Origin of the sequence: Dolomitihabitans soli, assembly GCF_022213955.1 — a bacterium.
GTDB classification, from domain to species: domain Bacteria; phylum Actinomycetota; class Actinomycetes; order Streptosporangiales; family Streptosporangiaceae; genus Streptosporangium_A; species Streptosporangium_A soli.
On record NZ_JAKNTW010000040.1, the window covers coordinates 86,626 to 111,492 of the forward strand.

Annotated in this window: 20 protein-coding genes; 9 read left to right on the forward strand and 11 right to left on the reverse strand. The window is 68.3% G+C overall.

Annotation, left to right across the window (positions count from 1 at the left end):
* Positions 1-111: 111 nt before the first annotated feature.
* Positions 112-1,284 carry a methyltransferase, FxLD system gene (fxlM, locus tag MBA17_RS44405; RefSeq protein WP_238504513.1) on the forward strand — a complete coding sequence of 391 codons (1,173 nt, stop codon included), beginning with the start codon at positions 112-114 and terminating at the stop codon, positions 1,282-1,284.
* 234 nt (positions 1,285-1,518) lie between these two features.
* Here fxlM and MBA17_RS44410 read toward each other — a convergent pair whose 3' ends face one another.
* Positions 1,519-4,050, reverse strand: coding sequence for a discoidin domain-containing protein (locus MBA17_RS44410; protein ID WP_238504514.1), 2,532 nt, complete (start codon positions 4,048-4,050; stop codon positions 1,519-1,521).
* A 386-nt stretch (positions 4,051-4,436) separates the two neighbouring features.
* On the opposite strand from MBA17_RS44410, the gene MBA17_RS44415 reads away from it, so the two are divergent.
* Complete coding sequence (locus MBA17_RS44415) at positions 4,437-5,786, forward strand: DUF1996 domain-containing protein (RefSeq protein WP_238504515.1); 1,350 nt, start codon at positions 4,437-4,439, stop codon at positions 5,784-5,786.
* Positions 5,787-5,844: 58 nt separating this feature from the next.
* Here MBA17_RS44415 and MBA17_RS44420 read toward each other — a convergent pair whose 3' ends face one another.
* Positions 5,845-7,032: an ROK family protein gene (locus tag MBA17_RS44420; RefSeq protein ID WP_238504516.1), complete on the reverse strand. Its 1,188-nt coding sequence runs from the start codon at positions 7,030-7,032 to the stop codon at positions 5,845-5,847.
* 156 nt (positions 7,033-7,188) lie between these two features.
* Between MBA17_RS44420 and MBA17_RS44425 the strand changes: the two genes are divergently transcribed.
* Genes MBA17_RS44425 through MBA17_RS44440 form a run of 4 tightly spaced genes read left to right on the forward strand, consistent with a single transcriptional unit; the run spans position 7,189 to position 12,223 of the window.
* Positions 7,189-8,409: an ABC transporter substrate-binding protein gene (locus tag MBA17_RS44425; protein ID WP_238504517.1), complete on the forward strand. Its 1,221-nt coding sequence runs from the start codon at positions 7,189-7,191 to the stop codon at positions 8,407-8,409.
* An 18-nt stretch (positions 8,410-8,427) separates the two neighbouring features.
* Entirely contained in the window at positions 8,428-9,393 is a 966-nt protein-coding gene (locus MBA17_RS50820) for a carbohydrate ABC transporter permease (RefSeq protein WP_238504518.1), read from the forward strand.
* Positions 9,390-10,232, forward strand: coding sequence for a carbohydrate ABC transporter permease (locus MBA17_RS44435; RefSeq protein WP_238504524.1), 843 nt, complete (start codon positions 9,390-9,392; stop codon positions 10,230-10,232). Before MBA17_RS50820 ends, MBA17_RS44435 begins: the two co-directional genes overlap by 4 nt.
* On the forward strand, positions 10,229-12,223 hold the full coding sequence (locus tag MBA17_RS44440; protein ID WP_274386892.1) for a DUF2264 domain-containing protein: 1,995 nt from the start codon (positions 10,229-10,231) through the stop codon (positions 12,221-12,223). Before MBA17_RS44435 ends, MBA17_RS44440 begins: the two co-directional genes overlap by 4 nt.
* Before the next feature lie 203 nt (positions 12,224-12,426).
* Here MBA17_RS44440 and MBA17_RS44445 read toward each other — a convergent pair whose 3' ends face one another.
* The 4 genes from MBA17_RS44445 to MBA17_RS44460 all read right to left on the reverse strand — a co-directional run bounded on the left by MBA17_RS44445 (position 12,427) and on the right by MBA17_RS44460 (position 16,204).
* Positions 12,427-13,053 carry a hypothetical protein gene (locus MBA17_RS44445; RefSeq protein WP_238504527.1) on the reverse strand — a complete coding sequence of 209 codons (627 nt, stop codon included), beginning with the start codon at positions 13,051-13,053 and terminating at the stop codon, positions 12,427-12,429.
* Positions 13,054-13,315: 262 nt separating this feature from the next.
* The gene (locus tag MBA17_RS44450; RefSeq protein ID WP_238504531.1) at positions 13,316-14,761 is read right to left on the reverse strand and encodes an MFS transporter; all 1,446 of its coding nucleotides are present in this window, start codon (positions 14,759-14,761) and stop codon (positions 13,316-13,318) included.
* Between the two features lie 85 nt (positions 14,762-14,846).
* Entirely contained in the window at positions 14,847-15,503 is a 657-nt protein-coding gene (locus MBA17_RS44455) for a TetR/AcrR family transcriptional regulator (protein ID WP_238504533.1), read from the reverse strand.
* Between the two features lie 92 nt (positions 15,504-15,595).
* A complete protein-coding gene (locus tag MBA17_RS44460) occupies positions 15,596-16,204 on the reverse strand; it encodes an NADPH-dependent FMN reductase (RefSeq protein ID WP_238504534.1) in 609 nt (202 codons plus the stop codon).
* A 155-nt stretch (positions 16,205-16,359) separates the two neighbouring features.
* Here MBA17_RS44460 and MBA17_RS44465 point away from each other — a divergent pair, with 155 nt between their 5' ends.
* Entirely contained in the window at positions 16,360-16,818 is a 459-nt protein-coding gene (locus MBA17_RS44465; RefSeq protein ID WP_238504536.1) for a GNAT family N-acetyltransferase, read from the forward strand.
* A 41-nt stretch (positions 16,819-16,859) separates the two neighbouring features.
* Here the strand turns inward: MBA17_RS44465 and MBA17_RS44470 are convergent, their stop codons facing one another.
* From MBA17_RS44470 to MBA17_RS44480, 3 genes are all read right to left on the reverse strand, one after another.
* On the reverse strand, positions 16,860-17,366 hold the full coding sequence (locus tag MBA17_RS44470; protein WP_238504538.1) for a nuclear transport factor 2 family protein: 507 nt from the start codon (positions 17,364-17,366) through the stop codon (positions 16,860-16,862).
* Between the two features lie 249 nt (positions 17,367-17,615).
* Positions 17,616-18,248: a response regulator gene (locus MBA17_RS44475; protein ID WP_238504540.1), complete on the reverse strand. Its 633-nt coding sequence runs from the start codon at positions 18,246-18,248 to the stop codon at positions 17,616-17,618.
* Entirely contained in the window at positions 18,245-19,384 is a 1,140-nt protein-coding gene (locus MBA17_RS44480; RefSeq protein ID WP_238504542.1) for a sensor histidine kinase, read from the reverse strand. The genes MBA17_RS44475 and MBA17_RS44480 overlap by 4 nt, the downstream gene beginning before the upstream one ends.
* 112 nt (positions 19,385-19,496) lie before the next feature.
* Here MBA17_RS44480 and lgt point away from each other — a divergent pair, with 112 nt between their 5' ends.
* Positions 19,497-20,315, forward strand: coding sequence for a prolipoprotein diacylglyceryl transferase (lgt, locus tag MBA17_RS44485; RefSeq protein WP_238504545.1), 819 nt, complete (start codon positions 19,497-19,499; stop codon positions 20,313-20,315).
* A 1,488-nt stretch (positions 20,316-21,803) separates the two neighbouring features.
* Positions 21,804-22,262 carry a hypothetical protein gene (locus tag MBA17_RS44490; protein ID WP_238504546.1) on the forward strand — a complete coding sequence of 153 codons (459 nt, stop codon included), beginning with the start codon at positions 21,804-21,806 and terminating at the stop codon, positions 22,260-22,262.
* A gap of 475 nt (positions 22,263-22,737) precedes the next feature.
* Here the strand turns inward: MBA17_RS44490 and MBA17_RS44495 are convergent, their stop codons facing one another.
* Positions 22,738-23,415: a 2'-5' RNA ligase family protein gene (locus MBA17_RS44495; RefSeq protein WP_238504548.1), complete on the reverse strand. Its 678-nt coding sequence runs from the start codon at positions 23,413-23,415 to the stop codon at positions 22,738-22,740.
* Positions 23,412-24,867: helix-turn-helix domain-containing protein (locus MBA17_RS44500; RefSeq protein ID WP_238504550.1), on the reverse strand; the 1,456-nt coding region annotated here is incomplete at its 5' end. The genes MBA17_RS44500 and MBA17_RS44495, both read right to left, overlap by 4 nt.

Here is a 24,867-nt window from a genome sequence, read left to right on the forward strand (position 1 = left end):
TCCTTCTGACGTGGGCTTTGCACGAGGAGGCCGAAAGGCTAGCCGTCGACTGAGACGGGCCCCAGGTCCTGCGAGGGGGACCTGGGGTAGGGGGATCCTAGGATGGCGACTATGGACGGGACCGCAGAGCTACGCGAGTCCATGCTCGCCCAGGTGCTCCGGCACTCCCCCGTGAGCGAGGCCGTGGCGGAGGCGCTGCGCCTGGTCCCACGACACGCCTTCCTGCCGGAGATCCCGGTCGAGGAGGCGTACATCGACGAGGCGATCGTCACCAAACGCGACCCCGACGGCCTCCCGATCTCCTCCTCCTCACAGCCGACGATCATGGCCATCATGCTCGACCAGCTGGGGGTACGGCCCGGCCACCGGGTGCTGGAGATCGGCGCGGGCACCGGCTACAACGCCGCGCTGATCGCCGCCCTCGTCGGCCCCGACGGCGCGGTCGTCAGCGTGGACATCGACGCCGACCTGGTCTTGCGCGCCCGCGAGCACCTCGACGCGGCGGGGTGCGCCGGAGTGAGCGTGGTGTGCGCCGACGGCTACGACGGATTTCCGGCGCGCGCGCCGTACGACAGGGTGATCGCCACGGTCGGGGTGTGGGACCTCGCGCCGGCCTGGCTCGACCAGCTTCACCCCGACGGCCGCATCGTGGTCCCGCTCGATCTGCGCGGGGTGCAACGTTCGGTCGCGCTGGAGCCGGCCGACGGGCACCTGCGGAGCCTGTCGATCGTGCCCTGCGGATTCATGCGGCTTCGTGGGGCCTATGCGGGACCTGAGAAGACTGTTGTGCTTGACGATGGCCTGTCACTCTTCCTCCCGGAAGGCGGCCCGGTCGGCGACCTGCTTCCCGCGCTCGACTCCCCGGCCGTCGAACTCGACACCGGGGTGCTCGCCGACCATGCCGAGGTCCTCGACGGGCTCGGCCTCTGGCTGGCCGTACACGAGCCGGCCTGGTGCACCCTCACCGAGACCGCCTCCGCGCGGCTCCCGCGCAGCCCTTTCGACCTGCGCGGCTTCGCCATGTCCGCCGGGATCGCCGACGGCGACAGCCTCGCCCTCCTCGCCTCGGGCCCCGTCTCCCTCACCGCCCACGGCCACGGCCCCGAAGGCGCTCTGCTCGCCGGGCGGCTCGTCGCGCACGTCCGGTCCTGGGACACGGCGGGCCGTCCGATGAGCGACGACCTCCGGATCACCGCCCACCGGCGGCCCGCGCCCACCGGCACCCTCGTGAAGACCCACACCATGCTGGATCTCACCTGGACGACCCGCCACGTGGGCACGTGACGAAGGATCGCGTCACAGGGACCGCGCAGCAAAGACAGCGCAACGAAGACCGCGTGACGAAGGCCGCGTCACAGGGACCGCGGCGGAGAAAGCGCGTGACGAAGGACGCCGCGGCGGCAGAGCCGCGGTACGGAGCACCGCCGTGGCAAGGACCGTGTGACGAAGGACCCGTGCAGGGGCCGTGTGGCGGAGGGCTGGAAGGCGAAGGCCGCCTTCCAGCCCTGATCAGAGGGGTTATGGGTAGCTGACGAGGTAGTCGATGGTCTTGTCGGAGTTCGGGCCCACCGGGCCGCCTCTGTTGTTGATGACGTGGTTGATCGTGCCCAGGCTGCCGAGGGAGACGATCACCATGTTGTGGAACTTGACGCCGGGCTTGTCGGGCACCTCGAAGGAACGCTCGGCGACGATGTTCGCGTCCTCCAGGAACAGGCAGTAGCTGCCCAGGCCCCAGGCTTCGTGCGTGGTCACCGAGTCGGCGACCTTGTAGGCGGCGTAACCGCGGGTGGAGCCGTTCATGTAGGCGGCCTGGTTCGGCGGGTCGTAGGGGCGCTCGTTCTGGAACATGTAGGTCCGGCCGCCGTTGCCGTTCCAGATCAGCTCGTGCTTCTGGTAGTGCTCGACGAACAGACCGTACGTGGTCACGTCGTCGCCGTTCACGATTACGCCGGTGTCCGCCGTGTTGACCGTCCAGCCGACCCCTTCGCCGTGGTCGCCGCGCCAGGCCCACAGGTGGTCGGCGATCACGTCGTCGCTGTTGATGACGAGGCTGGTCGTCGCGCGGCCGATGTGCGCGCCGCCGATGCGGAAGTACACGTCGTGCAGCGACGTGGGGTTGGCGGCGTGGTCCGCGGCGGAGCCGGGCGGGCCGACCTCCATCAGCGTGGCCGAGTTCACCGGGCTGGCGTCGATCAGCAGGCCCGCGACCTTGACGCCGTCGACGTCGGCCACCGAGATCGTGGTGGCGCCGGTGTCGGGGACGAGTGTGGCGAGGCCCAGGCCGAGGACGACCGTGTCGGGGCGGGTCACCCTGATGGTGTCGTTCAGGTGGTAGACGCCGGGCGTGAACAGCAGGTTCTTACCCTTGGCCAGCGCCGCGTTCAGCGTGGCGACGGACACGCCGGGCTTGGCGATGTAGAAGGAGGTGATGGACAGCGCGGAGCCGGGTGAGGTGCCGTTCTCCCAGGTCGTGCCACGGGAGTTGCGGCGGATCGCCGGGACGGACACGTTGAACCGGCCGCCGCCGTCCACGTACAGGTACGGCTTCTCCCTGACCACCGGAACGTCGGCGACCACCGTGTGCGAGGGGTTGGGGAAGCTCGGCGGGGGCGCGTTCAGCGATCCGGCGAAGACCATGTTCCACACGGAACCGGACCAGCTCGACCAGTTGGTGTTGCGGTTCAGCCACTGCTGCTGCGAACCCGACCGCACCTGACCCGTGACCTTGGAGTCGGCGAGGAAGCCGCCCGACGACCAGCCGCCGTCGTCGAGCTGGAGGTCGCCGTGGATGTGCACGCGGCGCATCGACGCCGCCTGCGAGACCGCCCAGCGGTTGTAGCCCTCGTTCGGGGTGGCCGACAGGTTCTCGACGTTCCGCCAGAAGTTCTGGGTGGCGTTCCCGTTGAACCAGCGGGCGTCGGCCATCACCGGGCCGCGGATGTCGACGTCGTTCGGTGACATGCCGAGCCCGGCGACCTGGGTGTAGTAGCCGACCCGGGCGCCGACGTCGTAGCGGCCGGGCTTGAACAGCAGGGCGTAACGCTCGGTGCCGAACTGGTTCTCCTCCTGCTGGGCGAAGACCATGTTCAGCCGGTTCTGGATCGTCGCCGCCGGGGTCGAGGGGCTGAAGACGGAGACGTTGGGCCCGAGGTCGGGGTTGAGCGGGTCGGGATCCGGTCCGATGTCCGGTCCGCCGGTGCCGGTGCGCACTTGTACCTCCCAGAGGGAGTAACCGTAACCGGAACTACGCGCTGTTCCGTAGATCCGGACATAGCGGGCCGTGCCGGTGACGTTGAGGGTCTGGGTGCCGCCGGTGCCGGTCGTGGTCGAGTAGACGTCGGTCCACGTGCTGTCGTCGGCCGAGGTCTGGATCTTGAACGCCTTGCCGTACGCGGCCTCCCAGGTCAGTACGACCTGGCAGACGGGCTGTGCGGAGCCGAGGTCGACGCGGAGCCACTGCGGGTCGCTGTAGGCGCTGGACCAGCGGGTGCCGGCGTTGCCGTCGAACGCCGCCGAGGCCGGGGTTCCCGCGTTCTCGACCGACGAGGCGGAGGCGGGTCTGCCCTGCGCGGCGTTGGTCGTGCCGCACGGTTCGGGCGTGGGACCGCCGGTGGTTCCGTAGACCTGGAACTCCCAGAGGGAGTAGCCGTAGCCGGTGGCCCGGGCGGTGCCGTACATCCGGACGTAGCGGCCCGAGCCGGTGATGTTGAGGGTTTGGGTGCCGCCGGTGCCGGTGCTGGTGGAGTAGACGTCGGTCCAGGTGGTGGCGTTGGCGGAGGTCTGGATCTTGAACGCCTTGCCGTACGCGGCCTCCCAGGTGAGCACGACCTGGCCGATCGTCGCGGTGGCGCCGAGATCGACCTGAAGCCACTGCGGATCGCTTGCCGCGCTGGCCCATCGGGTGCCCGTCAGGTTCCCGTCGACCGCCGCCGCGGCGCTGTAGCCGGCGCCTTCCGCCGAGGAGGCCGTCGCCGCCTTGCCCTGTGACAGCAGGGTGTCCGCCGCCGCGGCAGGAGTGATGACCGCCAGGCCGGAAACGACCAATCCCACCAAAGCGGCGATCACCAAACCTAACCGCGTACGACCTGAACTGCGAAGTGGATGCACGAGCTCTCCTCGAATGGGGGGTGCCTGCCGTACTGAATGGCAGGGAACGGGAGAGCGCTCTCCGTAATCGAGCCTGCCTCTGCGGATCGAGCACTGTCAAGGCCCACTTTTGTGGATTCGAAACCCTGCGGTCACGCCGTGTCAACCTTTCCTGGTGGTGACACATGGCCTGGCCGTACGGCCATTTCAGGTTTGTGACCAGGGGATTTCGGATTGGCGCAGCCGCCCGTCTTGACAATGAGCATCGCGAAAGTCCAATCTCACTGGGAGAGCGCTCTCCCGTCCTGTCGCCCCCAGCCGCAGGGCACCCCCCACTCGAAGGAGACGCCATGCACCCACCCCCCAATCCCGGCCGGCTCCGCCTGGGGCTGGTCACCGCCATGCTGGTCGCACTGGTCGCGACCGGGCTGGCGATCATCACCCCCGCCATCGCGGCCGACGCCCTGCTGTCACAGGGCAGGCCCGCGTCGGCCTCCTCCGTCGAAGGGGGCGGCTATGGCGCGGGCGCCGCCGTAGACGGTGACAACGGCACCCGCTGGGCCAGCGCCTACAGCGACCCGCAGTGGCTCCAGATCGACCTCGGCGCCACCGCGACCATCTCCCAGGTCGTCCTGAACTGGGAGGGCGCGTACGGCAAGGCGTTCAAGATCCAGACCTCTCCCAACGCCACCACCTGGACCGACGTCTACTCCACCAGCACCGGCACCGGCGGCACCCAAACCCTCAACGTCACCGGCTCGGGCCGCTACGTCCGGATGTACGGCACCGCCCGCAACACCGGCTACGGCTACTCCCTGTGGGAGTTCAAGGTGTACGGCACGGGCGGCAGCGGCTCGACCCCGGTGCCGAGCCCGACGTTCACCGACGAGGTGACCCACCACGAGTTCCAGGCCAACTGCTCGTTCACGGCGAACCGGCCCGACGACCCGATCGTCTACCCCGGCCTGCCCGGCGCCTCGCACATGCACACCTTCGTCGGCAACAGGACGACCAACGCGAGCAGCACGGCGTCGTCGCTCCTCGCCGGCGCCACGTCGTGCACCAACCCGCACGACCGTTCGGCCTACTGGTTCCCGAGCTTCTACAAGGGCGACCAGCTGATCCAGCCGACCGGCAACCAGGTCATCTACTACAAGTCGGGCATCCGGGATTACTGGCGAGTCCAGAACTTCCCGCAGGGCCTGCGCTTCGTGGTCGGCAGCCCGACCGCGACACTCGCGGAGTTCCGTGACTCACCCGGCGCGGTGGAGGGCTTCGAGTGCGGAAACCTCTCCCACAGCTGGGACATCCCGACGAACTGCGTGGCCGGCACCCAGGTGAACGTCCGCTACCAGGCGCCGAGCTGCTGGGACGGCGTCAACCTGGACAGCGCCAACCACAAGAGTCACATGTCCTATCCCACCGACGGCTACTGCCCCGGCAGTCATCCGGTGCCGGTCCCGATGCTCGAATTCAAGATCGCCTTCCCGGCGGACGGCGACCTCTCCCAGGCGCGGCTGTCCAGTGGCCGCGGCTACTCGTGGCACTACGACTTCTTCAACGCGTGGGACAACCCGGCCATCCTCAACGCCCTGGTGAAGCACTGCATCAACGGTGGCCTCCAGTGCAACCCGCGCGGCTACGACCTGTACAAGCCGCACCGCGGCGCCGCTCTTACGGAGAACTTTGAACTTCCCTAGCCTTGTCCCTCCTACGCGTCCGGCCATCCTCGACGGGTGGCCGGATCGCGGCCTGGAGTCAGCCCGCCGCGGGGATCCGCGCGGCGGGCGTGCTGGTGAGGAACTGCTCCAGCACGAGGGTGGCGGCGCCCAGAGCCACCGCGTCGGGGCCCAGCCGGCCCAGCACGATCGAGGTGGCCGCGAACGGCTGGGCCAGCGAGTTGTCGCCGGCCGCCCGGCGGATGTCGGGCAGCAGCCGCTCGCCCAGCAGCAGCCCGGCCCAGCCGCCGATCACGATCCGCTCGGGGTTGACCAGGTTGATCAGGTTGGCCAGCCCGACGCCGAGATACGTGACGGTCTCCTCGACCACCGGCGATCCCGAGGTCAGCAGCTGGGCCAGCGCCTCCTGCCAGCCGGAGGTCCGGGTCTCGACGCCCGCCCTGGCCAGGATGGCCTCGGCCCCGATGTACGCCTCCAGGCACCCCTGCCCGCCGCACCGACAGGACCGGCCGCCCACCACGACCTTGATGTGACCCCACTCTCCCGCGCTCCGGCTCACCCCCCGTAGCGTCACGCCGTCGGTGATGACCATGGCCCCGACCCCCGAGCCGATGAGCACGATCACGGCGCTGCCGGCCCCGCGACCGGAGCCGAACCACAGCTCCGCCTGCCCCATCGTCTTGGCGCCGTTGTCGACGAACAGCGGAAGCGAGGTGCCCGCACGCAACAGCGATCCCATCGGGACGCCGTCCCAGCCGAACGTCTTGGCGTGGATGAGCGCGTCGGCGCCGGACTCCACTATTCCGGGCACCCCCACCCCCACCCCGAGCACCTGCTCGGACGGGATCCCGGCGTCGGCGAGCACCACGTCGATGCCGGCCAGGATGTGCCTGGCGATCAGCTCCACGTCGTGCCGGGCCGGGCGCAGGGCGTACTCCACCCTGGCCAGCTCCGTCATGCCGAGGTCGAACAACTCGACCCGCACGTGGGTCTCGGCGACGTCGACGCCGATGGCGTAGCCGTAGCGGGGGTTCACGCGCAGCAGGACGCGCGGGCGGCCGCCGTCGGAGTCGACCTGGCCGGCCTCGACGATGATGCTGTCGCTCAGCAGGTCGCCGGTCATGGTGCTGACCGTCGCGGCGCTGAGCCCGGTCAGGGCGGTGAGATCGTTACGGCTCGCCGGCCCGTCGAAATAGAGCGTGCGCAGCAGCATCGCCCGGTTGCCCTTGCGAACATCGCGGACCGTCCTGCGCTGTGGCGTTGCCATGACCTTGCCTCCACGTCCAGCAAACATGTTAGTTCAGGCCCTGAAGAAGGACGTCTCAGTGCTCTCCGCCGCGTTACCAAAGCGTTTCGCGCGGAGGGCTGATCTTTTTTCGAAACTTAGATTATCTTCTGTGCGACCCCCCGACGAGGAGACGAAATGATCAGGAGAGTGACAGGGGCAGCCGCCGCCGTGGCGCTGCTAGCCGGGCTCACCGCGTGCGGTGGCGGCTCCGACGAGGCCGGAGCGTCCACGATGTTGACCTACTGGATGTTCCAGGACCGCACGCCGCAGGCGGGCGAGGTGGTCGACAAGATCCGCGCCGACTTCGAGAAGGTCAACCCGGGCGTCACCGTCAAGATCGTCAAGATTCCCAAGGACGACTACAACACCAAGCTCGGCAGCGCCATCTCCAGCGGCTCCGGCCCCGACGTCGGAGTGCTGGACCAGCCCCTGGTCCCCCGGTTCGCCCTCGACGGCACGATCAAGGAGGTCCCCGCCGGCCTGGTGGACGAGAAGGCGTTCTACGAGGGCGCCCTGGAGACCAACCGGGTCAACGCCAAGCTGTACGGCCTGCCGATCGACCACACCGCCGTGGCGCTCTTCTACAACAAGAAGTTCGTCCCGACTCCCCCGAAGACCTGGGACGAGCTCAAGCAGATCGCCGCGAAGGTCCACCAGGCCGACCCGAAGACCGCCGGAATGGTGGTGCCGAAGGGCGACGGCTACGGCGGCTGGATGTGGCCGGGCTTCGTGGCCGGGGCCGGCGGCGACATGGTCGACGTGCAGAACAAGAAGATCCATTTCAACGAGCAGCCCGCCGTCGACGCGCTCCAGCTCTGGGTGGACCTGCTGCCCTCCTCGCCCCGCGAGATCACCGACTCGGACAAGTCATTCGAGAACGGCCTGGCCGGCATGATGATCTCCGGTCCGTGGGACGTGGCCAACATCAAGGACCAGTTCCCCGACCTGCAACTGGGCGTCGCGCCGCTGCCGTACAAGACGGAGCCCGCGGGGAACATCGGCGGTGAGAACGCGGTGGTCTTCAGCAAGGGGAAGAACGCCGACCTGGCCTGGAAGTGGCTTGCGTTCATCACCAACGCCGACAACAACACGCAGCTCGCGCAGGCGCTGGGCGGCTTCCCGGTCAACATCGCGGCGGCCGAGCGGGACGCGGCGACCTTCGGTCCCGACCAGGCGGCCTTCCTTGAGCAGCTCAAGGTCGCCAGGGCCCGCCCGGCCGTACCGGAGTGGATCCAGATCAACGACGAGATCATCGCGCCTGCGCTGGAGAGCGCTCTCAGCGGCAAGTCCACCGCCAAGGAGTCCCTCGACGACGCGGCGGCGAAGACCCGCACGCTGCTCGGCTGGACCGGCTGACCAGAAAGCGAGGCAACCGTGGCACCTCCGGTGCTGGCCGAGAAGCCCACCGTGACGCCCCGTCCCGGACGGCGCCGCCGTCCGGGCTTCGGGCGCCGCGACCACCTCATCGGGTGGCTGCTGATCGCTCCCGCGGTCGTTTACTTCCTGGTCTTCCTGCTCTTCCCGGCGCTGGCCGCGCTGTACTACAGCTTCACCGACTGGAACCTGCGCACCGCCCCGAACTGGGTCGGTCTGGCCAACTACACCGACCTGCTATTCGATGACGCGAAATATCCGCATTTCTGGCAGTCGATCAAGGTCACCCTGCAGTACACCATCATCGCGGTGCCGCTGACCCTGGGCACCGCGCTGATCCAGGCCCTGCTGCTCAACGCGATCCACCGGGGCTCCAACTTCTTCCGGCTGCTGCTGTTCCTGCCGGTGGTCACCGCCGAGGCGGCGGTCGGCGCGATCTGGCGCTGGCTCTACGACCCGCAGTACGGCCTGATCAACACCTTCATCGAACTGTTCGGCATCCCCCGGCAGAACTGGCTGAACACCCCCGAACTGGTCATCCCGGCGCTGTCGTTCATCGCCGCCTGGCAGTGCGGGATCTCGATGATCATCTATCTCGCGGGGCTGAAAGGGATCCCGACGTCCATCAGGGAGGCCGCCGTCATCGACGGGGCGGGGCCGGTGCAACGGTTCTGGCGCGTGGTGGTGCCGATGCTCCGGCCGACCACGTTCTACCTGCTGGTCACGGGGGTGATCGCGGCGCTGCAGGTGTTCGGCCTGGTCTACGTGATCTTCTCGGGCGGCGGGAACAGGAGCGTCACCGGCGGCCCTGAGCAGTCGGGCCTGACCTACGTGCTGCATCTCTATCTGTACGCGTTCCGCTATGACGCGATGGGGGCGGCCTGCGCGATGTCCTTCATCCTGTTCCTCTTCATCATGATCGTCACCGCGATGCAGTTCAAGTTCGTGAAACAGGAGGCGTCGTGACCCGGAACGTACGGAAGGCGCCCATCTATATCGCTCTCGTGCTGTTGGCGCTGGTGTCGGTGGTCCCGTTCCTGTGGATGCTGGCCACCTCGTTCAAGCACGGGTCCGACGTCTACACCCGGGTCCCGAGCCTGCTGCCGCTGGACCGCAAGACCGGCGAATGGTCGCCCACGCTGGAGAACTACGAGCACGTCCTGCAGGTCGGCGGGCTCGGCCAGGCGTTCCTCAACAGCGTGTGGGTCTGCCTCATCCTGGTGCCGGCGAAGCTGCTGATCGACGCCCTCGCCGCCTACGCGTTCGCCCGGATCCCCTTCCCCGGGCGCGACAAGCTGTTCGTCGTGCTGCTGGCCGGGATGATGGTGCCGACGATCACGCTGCTGGTGCCGCGCATCCACGTCACCCAGCAACTGGGCATGTTCGACTCCCCGTGGGGGCTGATCGTGCCCAACGTCGCCTCGGTGCTGGACATCTTCCTGCTGCGCCAGTTCTTCCTCTCACTGCCCGGCGAGCTGGAGGAGGCGGCGCTCATCGACGGCGCGGGGCGGATGCAGATCTTCTGGCGGATCATCCTGCCGCTGTCCAAACCGGTGCTCGCCGTCGTCACGATCACCAGTTTCATCTTTCACTGGAACGATCTGGTGTGGCCGCTGGTCGTGCTCAACGACCCCGAGCTCTACACGCTGCCGCTGGCCCTCCAGCAACTCGCCAGCAGCGAGTCGGGACGGGCCTACTACATCATGGCCGGGGCGGCCCTGGCGGTCATCCCGGTGATCATCGTGCTGCTGATCTTCCAGCGGCGGATCATGCAGGGGCTCGCGTTCACCGGCCTCAGGAGTTGATTTCCATCCTTACCACTAAGCATTCGACGCAAGCGCTCGTGCACACGCTGACCGAACCGCTGCTCTCCCGTCTCAGTCCCGGGCGGGCACGGCTCCGGCTGGGCGTGAACGCCGCGCACTACCCGGACGAGGCCGCCGAACTGGAGGCGTTCGCCCGCCCGCTGTGGGGGCTCGCGCCGCTGGCCGCGGGCGGCGGCGAGTTCGGGCACTGGGACCTGTGGCGGCACGGCCTCGCCTCCGGCACCGACCCCCGGCACGAGGAGTACTGGGGACCGGTCGGCGACCTCGATCAGCGGCTGGTGGAGACGGCGGCGATCGGCCTCGCCCTGGCCCTCGCCCCGGAGCACCTGTGGGATCCGCTGACCGGCCGGGAACGCGACAACCTGGCGGCCTGGCTCCGGCACGCGCTCACCGTCCGGGCCGCCGACAACAACTGGCAGTTCTTCCCCGTCATGGTCGGGCTCGGCCTGGACCGGGTCGGTGTCGCGTTCGATCCCGCCCCCAACACGGCCCGACTCGACCTCCTGGAGTCCTACGCCCTCGGCCCCGGCTGGTACGGCGACGGCCCGGGCGCCCAGCGTGACTACTACGTCCCGTTCGCGATGCACTACTACGGGCTGATCTACGCCGCGCTCGCCGGGGAACGCGATCCCGCCCGCGCCGAACGCCTCCGCGGCAGGGCGTCGTCCTTCGCCCTCGACTTCCAGCACTGGTTCGCGTCGGACGGCGCTGCCGTGCCGTACGGCCGGAGCCTGACCTACCGCTTCGCGCAGGGAGCGTTCTGGGGCGCGCTCGCCTTCGCCGGGGTGGAGGCCCTGCCGTGGGGGGTGGTCCGCGGGCACCTGATGCGCCACCTGCGATGGTGGCTCGACCGGCCGATCCGTGACACGTCGGGGCTGCTCACCGTGGGGTACGGCTACCCGCAGCCGCACCTCGCCGAGCAGTACAACGCGCCGGGCTCGCCGTACTGGGGGATGAAGGCGTTCCTGCCGCTCGCGCTGCCCGGCACGCACCCCTTCTGGGCGGCGGCGGAACTGGCCGCGCCGACGTTGCCGGAGGTCAGCACCCAGCCGGAGCCCGGGGCCGTGCTGATGCGGTGCGAGGAGGGCCGGCAGGTCGTCATGCTGAGTTCCAGACAACACAGCACGTGGGTACGGCACGGCGCGGCGAAGTATGCGAAGTTCGCCTATTCCACCCGCTTCGGCTTCAGCGTGCCGAGTGGTTCACCGGGGCTGGAACAGGGCGCCTTCGACAGCACGCTGGCGTTGAGCGAGGACGGCACGCACTGGCGCCCGTGCGAGGAGCCGCGGTACGCCGACGCCGACGACGGGCTGCTCCACACCCGCTGGACGCCCTGGCCCGACGTGGAAGTGGAGACCTGGCTGCTGGCCGTCGCGCCGTGGCACATCCGCGTGCACCGGCTCACGACCCACCGGCGGCTCCGGTCGGCCGAGGGCGCTTTCGCGGTGAACCGCGACATCCCACCGCACCGCACCGCGACGGGTCCGGGACACGCCCGCCTCGACTCACCGGCTGGAGCCTGCCTGATCGAAGCCATCCGGGTCCCGGCCGACGCCGAAGACGGCCGGCCCGTTCCTGTTCCTCCTGTTCCCGGAGCAGGCGCGCAGGCCCCGGCCGGCGTTCTCCAGAGCGGCCGGCCGCAGACAAAGGGCTCCCGCACCACCGGCGTTCTCGAGAGCGGCCGGCCGCAGACGGAGGGCTCCCGCACCACCGGCGTGCTCAGGAGCGGGCGACTGGTCCGGGCGCTTCCCGGAACCAACGTGCTCGTCCCCCGCACCCTCATCCCCACGCTGACCGGCACGCACGAACCGGGCGAGCACTGGCTGGCCTGCGCGATCCTCGGTACGGCGGAGCTGCCCCCGGCCACGGACTGGCCCGAGCCGCCGACCTGGGCGGCCGTCTCGGCACGACTGACACCCGGCAGCTCTGGTGCGGCGTCCAGCAACGTTCACCGGCTCCAGGAGTCGTGATCATCGGGAGCCGCTTGGTTCGTGGAACCTGGGCGTGATCTCAGGGGGCGGCCAGGAGGGTTCACGGAGGCGGTCAGCGCGAAGCTCTACGCATGTCGAAAGAGCCGGCACCGGGAGTGTCCGGGTTGCTGATCGCCTCGCAGAACATCCTGGTGATGACCGCCGGCTCGATCAGCCTGGGCACGCTTGGGCTGCGCGTCGGGTCATCGGGGGCGTTCGGTGATCGCGGAGAATCCCTTGCCCAGATCCCAGCGCAGTGACGTCCTGGTCTCCGTGGAATTGCGGATGAATGTGGCCCGCCTGCCGTTCGTGGTGACCGAGACGCGTCCCCAGCCGTCGAAGTCGTCGGTGAGGTGGTGGACCCAGGTGTTCAGCCGCCCGATGCCGACCGCGGCGATGGACTCGGTCGGAGGCTCACCATCGGAGCAGTAGACACCGAAGTCCGCGATCGCCGCGACGGTCCCCCCGCCGGTCTTGAGCGTGATGCCCTGGCAGGCTTCCGTCTTGGTCCGGTAGATCGCCACCGGCTTGCTCCACCCGGTCTTCGGGCTGTAGTGCTGTTCGAACAGCCCTTTGCGGCGAAGGTAGTGCATGGCCACCCGCCGGCCGTCGGGAAGCCTGACCATCGCGTTGAACGGGTCGCCTTCGCCGTTCCACGGCACATCGCTCTTCCGCAACCCTGGGGAGTCCGCCGGGTCGACGGCTTTGACCTGATCGGTGGTGGCGGAGGCCTTCTGCGTGCCGTTCTGGACCGCACTCTCCTGGCCGCAGCCCGCCATGCTGACGAGCACGACCACCCCGGCCACCGCACTGATTCCGCCCCTGCGCACAGCCGTCCCCCTTGCCCCACGCCCGCCTCGATGGCGTGCGGGCCGCCTGATCGATCCTCGCACGTTACTTCGCACCGGCCAAGGGATCCGCTGAGGAGGCGGGCATTCCAGCACCACCGCGGCCGATCGGAAAGGATGGGTCCATGTCGAACCCCGTCCCGGAGCCCTGGTGGTCGGTGCCATCCGGCACGCCGCCCGTGTTCCAGTTCGCGGCGGACGGCCGCCCCGTGTCACCCAGCTCCGCTAACCACCTCAGGCCGCGTCAAGCCACCGAGGAGGCGGGGTGCCGCCGCGCAGGGGCTAGCAGGGCCCAGACGGCGATCGCGCCAACGGCGCACGCGGCCGCCACACACCACAACGTGATGTGCCAGGCGTCGGTGAACTGCGCGGCGTTGACCTCCCGGCCGGGACCGGCGAAGCCACCGGCGGCCACCTTCGCGGCGACGTCGCCGATCCGCGACTGGAGCAGAGTGATCAGCGCGGTGCCGAACAGGGTGGTGACCATCATGCCGCCGCCGGCCCGCACGGTGTTGAGGAGCCCGGTGGCCATGCCCAGCCGGTCGGGCTCCACCTGGTTCATCGCCTGCGCGTCGGTGATGCCGATGACCAGGCCCATGCCGATCCCGACCGTGGCCAGCGGACCCAGCAGCCCGGGAACGCCGATGCCCGGACGCAGCACGGTCAGCCAGGCGTTGCCTGCCGCGATCAGGACCAGGCTGAGCGTGATCAGCGCACGGGGCGACATGCCGCGGTTCACCAAACGGCCACCGACCTGGGGCAGCAGCAACACAGGTGCGGTGAGCATCAACATGGTGAGCCCGGCGACCTGGGCCGAGACACCGTTGACGCCCTGCAGATAGGTGGGCAGGAACGCCACCACTCCGGCGGGCCCGCCCGCGACGAAGAGACCGGCCAGGCACCAGGCCATAAACCGCCGGTTACGAAGCAGGGCCAGATCGAGCACCGGTTGCTCGCTGCGCCGTACGGCCAGCGTGAACACCGCCAGCAGGACCAGGCCGGCGGCGAGCGGGATGCCCACCTCGGGACTGCCCCAGCCGGTGTCGGCGGCCTGGTTGAAGCCGAACATCAGCAGTGCGAGCGCGGCGATCAGGGTGAGGGCGCCGGTCACGTCGACCCGGGGCCGCCGGTCGGCACGCGATTCGGCCATCAGTGTCGAGCCGGCCGTGAGGAGCACGCCGACGACGGCGAAAACGGCGAACGTCGCGCGCCAGCCGACCGCGCCCACCAGCCAGCCGGACAGACTGGGGCCGATCGCCATTCCCACGCCGGCGGTCGTGCCCATCGCCGCGTACGCCCGGGTGCGAGCGGAGCCGGTGAACGTGCTGCCGAGAATCGCGCCGCCCGCCGCCATCACCCCCGCGGCACCGATGCCCGAGAGCGTCCGCGCCACATCGAGCACCAGGATGTCGCCGGCCAGCGCGCTCATCAGCGCCCCGCCGGTGTAACAGGCCGCGCCGACGGCGAAGACCCGGCGACGGCCGAACAGGTCGCCCAGCGAGCCCACCACCAGCATGAGGGATGCGGCGGCGAGAAAATAGCCAACGACGACCCACTGGAGGGCGGCACCGGAGGCGTTCAGATCCAGCCCGATCTGCGGTAACGCGACCGACATGCCAGACATGAGCATCGGCAGGGCGAGGAAGCCCAGCAGTACGGCGGACAACGTGACGGTGAGGCGTCTGTTCATTGATGTAAAGTACATAGTTTATGGCAAATCATAAAACGTATAATGCAAACATGGGGACTTCGACGAAGTCAGGGACTGTAAGGGCTCAGGCCAGGTGGCCGTACAGGAAGGTGCGGACGCCGGCGGTGACCGCTGCGCTGACGTCCTCCTGGGCGGACGGGCTGGACGGGCCGGCGGGTGAGATGAGCAGCATCAAGTGAACGGCCGCCCGGTTGGCGTCGTCGAAGCGCAGCAACCCGCGGTCGGCCAGTCGCGACAGGTGCTGGGCGAGCTCGCGGCGGACCCGCAGCGGCCCCGTCTCTTGCCAGGCTTCGATGGCGGCCTGCGGGATGTGCCCGGCCTCGGCGTTGATCTGACGAACCAGGGCGAAGTGCGCCGCGTGCTCGGCCGCCATCGGAGTCGCCAACGCCTCCCCGAACTCGATGAGATCGGCCTCCAGGTCGGTGACCTTGCGCAGATAACGGTCGATGATCGCGACCTGGGCGTCGGCGACCCGCGTGGCGCTCTCCTGGATGACGCTCTCGAAGAGTTCCGCCTTGTCGGTGAAATGGTTGTAGATGGTGCGCGTGGACACCCCGGCCTGGGCCGAGATCGCGTCGATGCTCGCCCGGGTGTAACCGTCGCGCGCGAACACCAGGAGAGCCCCTGCGAGGATCGCCCTGCGCTTGTCCGCCAGCCCGCCGCGCGGACGCGGCTTGGTCGTGTCGTTCGCGGCCATCTGCGGATTCTCCAACCTCGTCACCTTGATCATCGCAAGGCATGCCATGCGCGTCGCACCCTATCCTGCAAGCTCGGGCAGGGGCGGGACGCGACAGGTCGCCCCTGGCCAGACGGTCAGACCCGCAGCGACTCGGCCGGCTCGCGGACCGTCTCGAGGGCGCGCGTCCACGCCACCAGCTCGTCCATCATCTCGTGCAGCATCGGCTCCTGGTGCTCGCCCGGAGTGACCACTCCCGGGTCGTGCGGGCCGGTGAGCTGAAAGTCGGTGAAGCAGGACAACGCGACCTGGGCTCCCACCCCGGCGACCTTCACCTCGGCGAGCGCCAGCCGAAGCTGCTCCACGGCCCGGACGCCGCCCACGATCCCGTGGCTGACGAACCCGGCCGCCTTGTTGTTCCATTCGGCGTAGAGAAAATCGATGGCGTTCTTCAGCGCGGCCGGCATCGAGCGGTTGTACTCCGGTGTCACGAAAACGAACCCATCGAACGAGCCGATCGTCTCGGCCCACCTCTTGGTGTGCGGGTTGCGATACTCGCCGAAGATGGCCGATGTGGCCTCGTCCAGCAACGGCAGGCCGTACTCGGCCAGGTCGACCAGTTCCAGCTCCACCTCGCCTCCTGCCACGGCGGGGTGGCGGGCGGCGACCGCGGCGGTCCAGCGGGCCACGACCTCGGTGCGGCGGCTGGGACGGGTGCTACCGATCACGATGGCAATGCGGATCATCGGTATTCCTCTCTCTGCTTGGCGTTTCACCTAACATACATCGTGTATGGCAACACATGCAACCATCGTTGTAACTAGCTTGTTGGGCGGATCCGTCCGGTCCCGACGGCAGTCGGACGGCGAATTGTCAGCGTCTGGTGGCAGACTCGGGCACCATGAGCGACGATGTGCAACTGCGGAATGTCGAAGACGCCGACCTGGAACTGTTCTTCCAGCACGAGCACGATCCCGAGACGGTCCGCAGGTCGAAGTTCACTCCCCGGGAACGGGAGAGATTCATGACCCACTGGAGAACCAAGGTCCTCGGCGATCCCACCGTCTTGGTGCAGACGGTCACCGTGAACGGCGAGGCCGCAGGCAACGTCGTTTCCTGGACGGATGAAGGCAGGCGCTTCATCGGATACGTCTTCGGCCGCGCGTACTGGGGCCGAGGCGTCGGCACCGGGGCCTTGACGCTCTTTCTGCAACAGGAGAAGATCCGACCGCTCTACGCCGACCCCTTCACCGGGAACACGGGCTCGGTCCGGCTACTGGAGAAAAGCGGCTTCGTCCGCATCGGGACGGTCCAGCACGGCGAGCACGAGCACGTCATGTTCGAGCTGAACGCGGAATAGACCCGACCATCTGACCACTCTCGCCGACGACGAGCGTCACTTCACGTAGGCCGTCGGCAAGAGGGCGTGGTTACGGCCCGGCCGAGATGGTGTTCGTGAGCGGCGTGAACCACGGCGGGGCCGAGGACGTGATCATCGCCGAACACCATGCGGTGTCCGCGTGCGGTGTCCATATACTCACGAACCCGGTGGATCAGCCCACCCTGCACCTCGAAGACGAAGCAGTAGTCGTTGACGTAGCTGTTTCCGCTCGCCAGGGTCGCGCTCATCGTCTCCTCAACGATCACCCTGTCACCCTCCGCGTAGATGCCGTGGAAGGTGATGGCAACGTCTCGCGCGAAGAGTCGGGGGAAGTCGTCGGCGATGAAGTCAGCGATCGCTTTCCTGCCGATCATGTGGCTCGGAATGTCGAGCGCGACAGCGGTTGCGTTGCCCGCCGGCGCCAGCCACTCGGCATCCTCAGCGAAGAAGGCCGCGATCCGCTCGGCATCATGATCAGCGAAGGCCCGCCATGCGTTCAGCACGATATCCCGGTTGTCCTGTGCCATTCCATAGAAAGTAGGCGAGCGCGATCGGCCGATCTAGCCGAAATCCGACCTCACCACCACCCCAGGCACACCCTCTTCGCAGGACTGACGGTATCCCGGGTTGCTACCAGCGCGAGGTCGTCGACGTTCGCGGGGGGCTGGCCGTCGCCCTCCTTCGGGCTCCCAATCGCCGTTGATCCAAGCCTCGGCGTGAGTCGCGCGAGCTCGATCCGGTACGGCTGCGCGGCCGGCTGATCTCAGTTGAAGCAGCTAACCGCCCAGCCGGATGATGCCGCGGGAAGCGGCGACCGTCACTGCGGCGGTGCGGTCGTCCACGCCGAGCTTGGCGAAGATGTGCAGCAGGTGGGTCTTGACCGTGGCCTGGCTGATGCACAGGTGGGCGGCGATGGCCTTGTTGCTCATCCCCTGGGCGACCGCGCCGAGGACCTCGACCTCCCGACCGCTGAGGGCATCGGGAGCATCGGCACGCGCCCACGACAACACTCGGGTCGCGATCGCCGGCGACAGGGCGCTCTCCCCTCGCGCCGCCGCCCGGATCGCGTCGAACAGCTGCTCACGGCCGGCGTCCTTGAGCATGTAGCCGATGGCTCCCGCGTCGATGGCGCGTGAGATGTCGCCATCGGTGTCGTAAGTGGTCAAGACGATCACCTTCGCGCCTGGGTCATGTTCGCGGATCCGGCTGATCGCCGTCGCGCCGTCGATCTCGGGCAGTTGCAGGTCCATCAGGGTGACGTCGGGCCGCAAGTCGCGCGCCAGCCGCACCGCATCCGCGCCGGAGACCGCTTCGCCGACCACCTCCAGGTCGTCCTGGGTGCCGAGCATCGCCCGTATGCCGTCGCGGACCACCGGGTGGTCGTCGGCGATCAGGACCCGGACGGTCATCGCGCCCCGCTCAAAGCCACCGCTGGGAGGCTGGCCACCACTGTGGCGCCCGCACACGGGGCACTTTCCACGAGCAGCGTGCCGCCGAGCTGCTCCATCCTCTCCCGCATGATCGAAAGGCCGTGTCCGAAGGCGGCCCGCCCGGGATCGAAACCGTCGCCATCGTCGTGGACATCGAGCACGACCAGGTCCTCCATATACGACAGGGTCAGCGTGACCTGCTCGGCTCGGGCATGGCGGCGAACATTGGCGACCGCCTCCTGCGCCACGCGCAGCAGTTCCGCCTGGGCTTGGGCTTCGAGCGGCCGGAGCTTACCGGTGATCACGGTGTGCGCGTCGATGCCGGTTTCATCCGACAGCCGGCCGGCCAGCCGCCGCAGGGCCTCCGGTAGGCCGCACTCGTCGAGTTGGCCGGGTCGCAGCGCTCTCACCACCCGGCGGCTTTCGGCCAAATTCTCCCGTGCCGCCAGCAGCGCCTGGGTCAGGTGCTTGTTGTCCGGCAGGGTCGCCTGGGCCGCCTCCAGCAACATCGCCACGCTGGCGAACCCCTGGGTCAGGCTGTCGTGGATGTCGCGGGCCAGCCGCTGCCGTTCGGCCGCCACGCCCGCCTGCCGTTCGGCCGCCGCCCGCGCCTCCTGGGCGGCCTGCAGCCGGTCGAGGAGCCGCTTGCGCTCGGCGCTCTGCCGGGACACCGAGCTGATGTACCCGACCGCGGTGGCCCCGCTGATCGCGATCAGCGGGGCGATGCTGATCTCGGCCCAGGTGATCGACCCGGTCACGTGGAAACGATGCCACAGCCAGCCCCCGGCGCACGACACCACCGCGACCAGCCCGACCCGTACGGCGTCCATGCAGTACGGCACGAGCACGCTCAGCGCGACCACCAGGAAGGAGGAATCGATGGCGAACAGCCCCAGCCAGAGCAACCCACCGCCGAGCACGTATGGCACGGGCACGTCATCCGGGGGCGGCGTGCGCAGCACGAACCACACCGCATACCAAGCGGCCAGCCCGGCCACCAGCACCACCGGGATTACCTGGCCCGTCTCCGTCAGGGGTCCAGCCGAGGTCAGCACCAGCCATGAGGCGAAGAAGGCGTGCTGCCACCGGCGCCGCGACCGCTCCCAGGACTCCACACCGCCGACGATAATCAACCACCCGTCCGTTCGGCATCAACCAGTCGACTGATCACGTAATCGGCATTCCGCTCGATGCGGGCGCCGCCGTGCCGGAACCAGACTCGACGGCGTGACCGCCATCCCCAGCCCGACCCAAGCCGTCTGGCACCTCGGCCCGCTCCCGATCCGCGCCTACGCCCTGCTGATGCTGCTCGCCGTCCTCGTCGGCATCTGGGTGACCCAGCGCCGCTGGGTGGCTCGCGGCGGCGAGCCCGGCGCGGTCGGGGACATCGCCACCTGGGCCGTGCCGTTCGGCCTGGTCGGTGCCCGGCTCTACCACGTGGCCACCGACTGGCAGCAGTACTTCGGTCCCGGCAACGAGCCGCTGCGCGCGTTCGCGATCTGGGAGGGCGGGATCAGCATCTGGGGCGCCGTCGCGGGCGGCGCGGTGGGCGCATGGCTGGCCTGCCGCCGGAGCGGCATCGCGCTGCGCGACTTCGCCGACGCCGTCGCGCCCGGGATCGCGCTCGGGCAGGCGATCGCCCGCTGGGGCAACTGGTTCAATCAGGAACTGTACGGCAGGCCGACCACCCTGCCCTGGGCGCTGGAGATCGACCCCGCCCATCGGCCACCCGGTAGGGAATCCACTGCCACCTACCATCCGGCTTTCCTCTACGAGTCGCTGTGGAACCTGGGCGTGGCGGGGTTCGTCCTCTGGGCCGAACGGCGGTTCCGGCTCGACCGTGGCCGGACATTCGCGCTCTACGCCGCCGCCTACACCGCCGGTCGCGCCTGGATCGAGTGGCTCCGCATCGACCCCACCCCCCACATCCTCGGTCTGCGCCTCAACGACTGGACCGCACTGCTCGCTTTTACGGCTGCAGTCACCTACCTCACCGTCACGCGAAAGGTCGCTCCAGCGGATCGACCAGGCAGCGGGCTATCGTGACCTCGTCTTCGCCACCCGGCACGGCAGGCCGATCGAGCGCAGCGGGGACTGCATGATGTGGAAAGCGTTGCTCAAGCGAGCCGGGGTCAGAGATGCCCGACTCCATGACGCGCGCCATGCTCCTTGTCGAACAGGGGGTGCACATCCGCGTCGTTCAGGAGATCCTCGGCCATGCCCGGGGGCGATACACCCACGTAGCCGGCGCTGATGCAGGACGCGAGCACCCGAATGGGCGCCGCTCTCTGGGGCGATGCCTGACAACTGCAACCTCGGCAGTGTTCAGAGATCAGAAAGGCCCTCTTCCCGAAACTGGGAGAGGGCCTCTGAGGTGCGGAGGTTCGGGGATTTGAACCCCGGATGGGCTGTAGACCCAAACCGCATTAGCAGCTCGGATCTTGCCCGTCCCGATCGGTTCAACCTGGACCAATGAGCGCGGCCGATCCACCTGGAACGGGCTGGTACGGCGGTGAACTGCAACCCAAACTGCAACCCGCGCGGGGTTCAGCCAGCGCACCGCGCATGCTTCGTCCGCCTGATCGTCCCGTCTGCCTCGACCCACCGCGAAGCGGCAGCGGGCCGGCGACGGAGGGTCAAGCCCGTCTTCGCGTGTCCGTTCGCCCGGTCGCCGTTCCTCGACCATCTGATGCCAACCGTCACAGACGGGCTTGAGCCGGAGGAGCTGGTCTGCTGGGCTCGCCTGGGTCGCGGTAGACGGGGCGATCAGGGCTCACCTCAGCCACGTACGGTCTGCGGTCCGGACTGACGGCTCATCCCGGAGCCGAGCCCCCCGCCGGAGGCGCTCTCGGCGATCACGCACCAGTTCCTGAGCCGAACCCGACACACGCAGATTAAAGATCGACCTGACGTTGTTCCGTGCAGTTCAATGCACGTCAGCACGAGTGCGCGATCCCTCCTGAACACTTCTGGACGACATGGAACTGCAACTGAAACTGCAACTGTGGCTTGCGGGAGGCTGCCGTGAGTTCCTGCTTACAAATCGGCCTGATCATGAGCCGTACCGGCCATGACCTGGGCGGCGGACTCCCCGCGAGTGACCGTGACTGACCGCTGCTGACCCCCCTTAATGGCCCGCTAATGGCCCGGCCGTACCTCCCAATGAGGAGATCTTCCCGTCGCCGTCGTCCCACCCTCCCGGGGAGCGGATCAGGGTCATTTCCGCGATCTCTACGAGGACCCCCGATGGACGCGACGATCCTGCGATGGTGACGCAAGGAGGGCGGCGACACGGTCACCTTCGACAGCGACGCCCACTCCCCCTCCGCCATCGCCCACCTCTTCACCGAAGCCGCCGACATGGCCCAGGCGTACGGCTTCCGCCCAGCCAAGGTCCCCTTCGGCTTCTGGTCACGCGTAGGCGAGTTAGAGCCTGCCTTCAAAGCCTCCGAGTGGACATACCGCCGGTATACCACGCCTCACTAAATTGGCCCTTTGTCCGCAACCGAATCACCCCCGGCACGAGAGGGCACTATGCGAGTAGCAAGCATCCTGAAGAAGACGGCGATCTTCGCAACCGTGGGCGTGGCGTTGTCGATCATCCCCGCGGCAGGCGCTTCGGCTTCGAACTCCACCACGAGCTCCGCCCCGCAGAGGTCGCTCTCCAGCAACTGCCACCTTGACAGCTATCGTTGGGCCGCAGGCTCGGTCTACTACACGCCGAAAAACGGCTACGACGAGATCGACAAGATCGAATATACCGGCCGGGGCATCGGATACAAGAACAGCGTGAGATTTAGGATCCGCCAGGACGTGCCCCATCTGCCCGACCTAACGCAGTGGTCCTGGACGCTCCGAGAAGGCGGAAACGGCGCCTCCAAGGACCCCAACATAAAAATGAAGTATTCGAGCAAGTGGCACGTCGACCTCAAGGCCACATTCCACGCGAAAGGCATTGACCCATCGTGCACAGCTCGCACCCGCAGCGTCTGACGCTACGTGACGGGGTGTGCCGCTCTCGTCCAGGGCTTCGTCATCTACACCGCCGTGCGCCTGGCTCTGCAGCACGACCGTGAACGTTCCCAGCATGGTTGGCCGCAGAGGTAGCTCTCGGTTGCACTTCTGAGAGGCGTGCAACGGGCATCCCGTGGGCGGTCGTAAACGACGCTGCCCGGTGGGCTGGGGCTGAGGAACGAAGTCCCAGACCTTCGATCGCCCCCGGCCATCGACAGAGATCAGGCACCCCGTGGCGATCGTCGTGCGGTGGGGGGCGGCGGCGCGTACCGTAGCCGGCGGTTCGGGTCCGGTCGGCGCGAGCCGGCGGCGGCGCCGCCCTGGAGTCCTGCCGTGCGTCGGGACCGGCGCCCACGCCGCACGCCCGGCGTGCGGGCAGGCGCAAGGGCGGGCGCGGCGCTCAGCGCCGCCGCCCCTTGATCCATATGAGAACTATTCGGCAAGCTCGACAACGTCATGAATATCGAGTGGTCGCGGACTCTGATCGTGCTGAGGTGGGGTCGCCTTCGCCTAGGAGGAGGGCGGAGCCGATGTGCTGCCAGTCCCAGAGACGTTCGGGGCCGTGCTGGATGACCAGGCTGACCGAGTCGATCGTGACGTCACACGGGGGAAGGCGCCGTCCTAGGGCGTCGATCAAGGGAGCGGCCGGCTGGTCGGCGGTGCTGTAAGCGATGGTCACGTGGGGGGTCCAGGCAGTGGGGCCTTCGGTGTTCCCCTGGCGACCGGTGATCGCCTGTGTGGCGGATTGGACGGCGTCACGGACGGGTTGCAACAGTGCGCTGGGCTCGGCGGCGAGCATGATGGCTTGTGGGTGGTAGAGGATGCGGCTCAGTGTCACGGGGATGGGTGGCGCGGTGGCCAGCAGGCGTGATGTCTCGACGAGTATGGCGTGGCCCTGGTCGAGGGACATGCTGTCGGTAGAGCTGACGGCAAGTGCGGTCATGTGCAGCCACTTGGCCGGCGTGAAGTGGAGTCCGGAGAATTGCGTGAGCCGGTCTTGTGCTTCTCGGGCGATGGCTCGGACTTGAGGGTAGCGGCCGACGAGCATGTGCCAATAGAAGGTGCCTTCCCCTGGCTGCGGCTCGGCTCGGTCACGCCAGCGGTCGACCATCTCGACGGGAAGCGGGCTCATTCACCCTCCAGGTGCGGTTCGTCCGGTAGGGCGGCGGCGTTGAATTCCCGGATCTGTTGCCTGAGCCGTACGGCATCGCCGCTGTCCGCGAAACGGGGTTGGGCGAGGCTTCGGGCAAGGTCATCAAGGTAACCGGTGACGGTTGTCACGCGGAGTTCGGGTGGCATGGTCAGGACGGGGGTTACCTCGTGGATGACACCGGACAGGTCGTCTTTGAGCAGATGGGCGAGCCCTGCCGCGGCTCTGATCTGTGCCCAGTTGGCGAGGGCCGGTCGATCGCCCGCGGCTGCTGCCTGATCGGCGGTGGAGGCGGTTCTCAGGGCCTCGTCAGGGTCGCCGGTGCGGACGGCTACCGCGAGGCTGAAAAGCGTCTGCCGTTGGACGGGGAAGGCCCAGACAGACCGGTCCGGGGTGATCGTGGCCGGTGAGTCGGCTGCCAGATAGGCGCGTTTGACGGCATCGAGGGCTCGGCTGGTGTCTCCGAACAGGGCTGCGGCGTTGGCCTCGTACCAAGCGAGTTGGTGTCGCATCGGGCCGGCGGGGGTGGCGTTGTATCCGCGTCGGGCGAGGTCGGCGGCCTCGACGTAGCTGCCTTGCCATCGGGCTGTCTTGGCGCGGGCGTACCAGGCGAATCCTTGGTTGGAGTCGGCTTCCTGGGCGAGTTGGACTGCGAGCCGGCCGTACGCCTCGGCTGCCTGATCGCGGTTGATGTCGCCGAGTAGTACGGCGGCGTGGGCAATGAGGTCGGCGTCGATCCGCAGAAGTTCTCGGACCTGGCGGAAGCGAAGGTCCCCCTGTTTCAGATGACTTTGGACCTGGCGGTGTACGCGCATGACATGACGCAACAGGTTCTTGGGAGGAACCACGGTGTGGGCGTTGGCCATGGAGGCGGTCGCCTGTTCGATCTCATCGATGGCGGCGGCACGGTGACTCCCCCGGTTGAGCCACTCGGCGATATCCGCGATCTCATCGATCTCTGGTGCGGGTTCTCGGATGAACGGCCCTGTGCTCATGGTCAAGACGGCCGGCCCTTTAGAGCGGCCGAACCCTAACGCTTCCGGCCGTAGGCCGGTGACCTCCTCCAGCGCGGCGGGGTAGGGGTCCCGTGGCCAGGAGACCTCTCCCTTTTCCCAGCGGCGTATCCGCTCCTCATCGCACGCGAGTCGTCCGGCTATGCCGCTCTCGGACTGGTTGAGCATCTGAGCGAGCTTCTCGCGTGACAAGTTGCGCTGCTCGCGCCATCTCTGAAGCTGCGCGTTCGGGATCTTGTCGGCCATCGGGGGGTTTCCTCCCGGCGGGGGGTCCAGAGGGGGAATCAGGGGGCCGTTCGGGGGTCCTGTCGTTTCGCGTTTGCCGGTGGACTTGCCATCAAGCAACCACGGTACGTCAAGCGGGCTCCCCGCAGCGGGAAGCACCGGACGAACGAATGAGGAGTTGGCGACGGTGACCCGG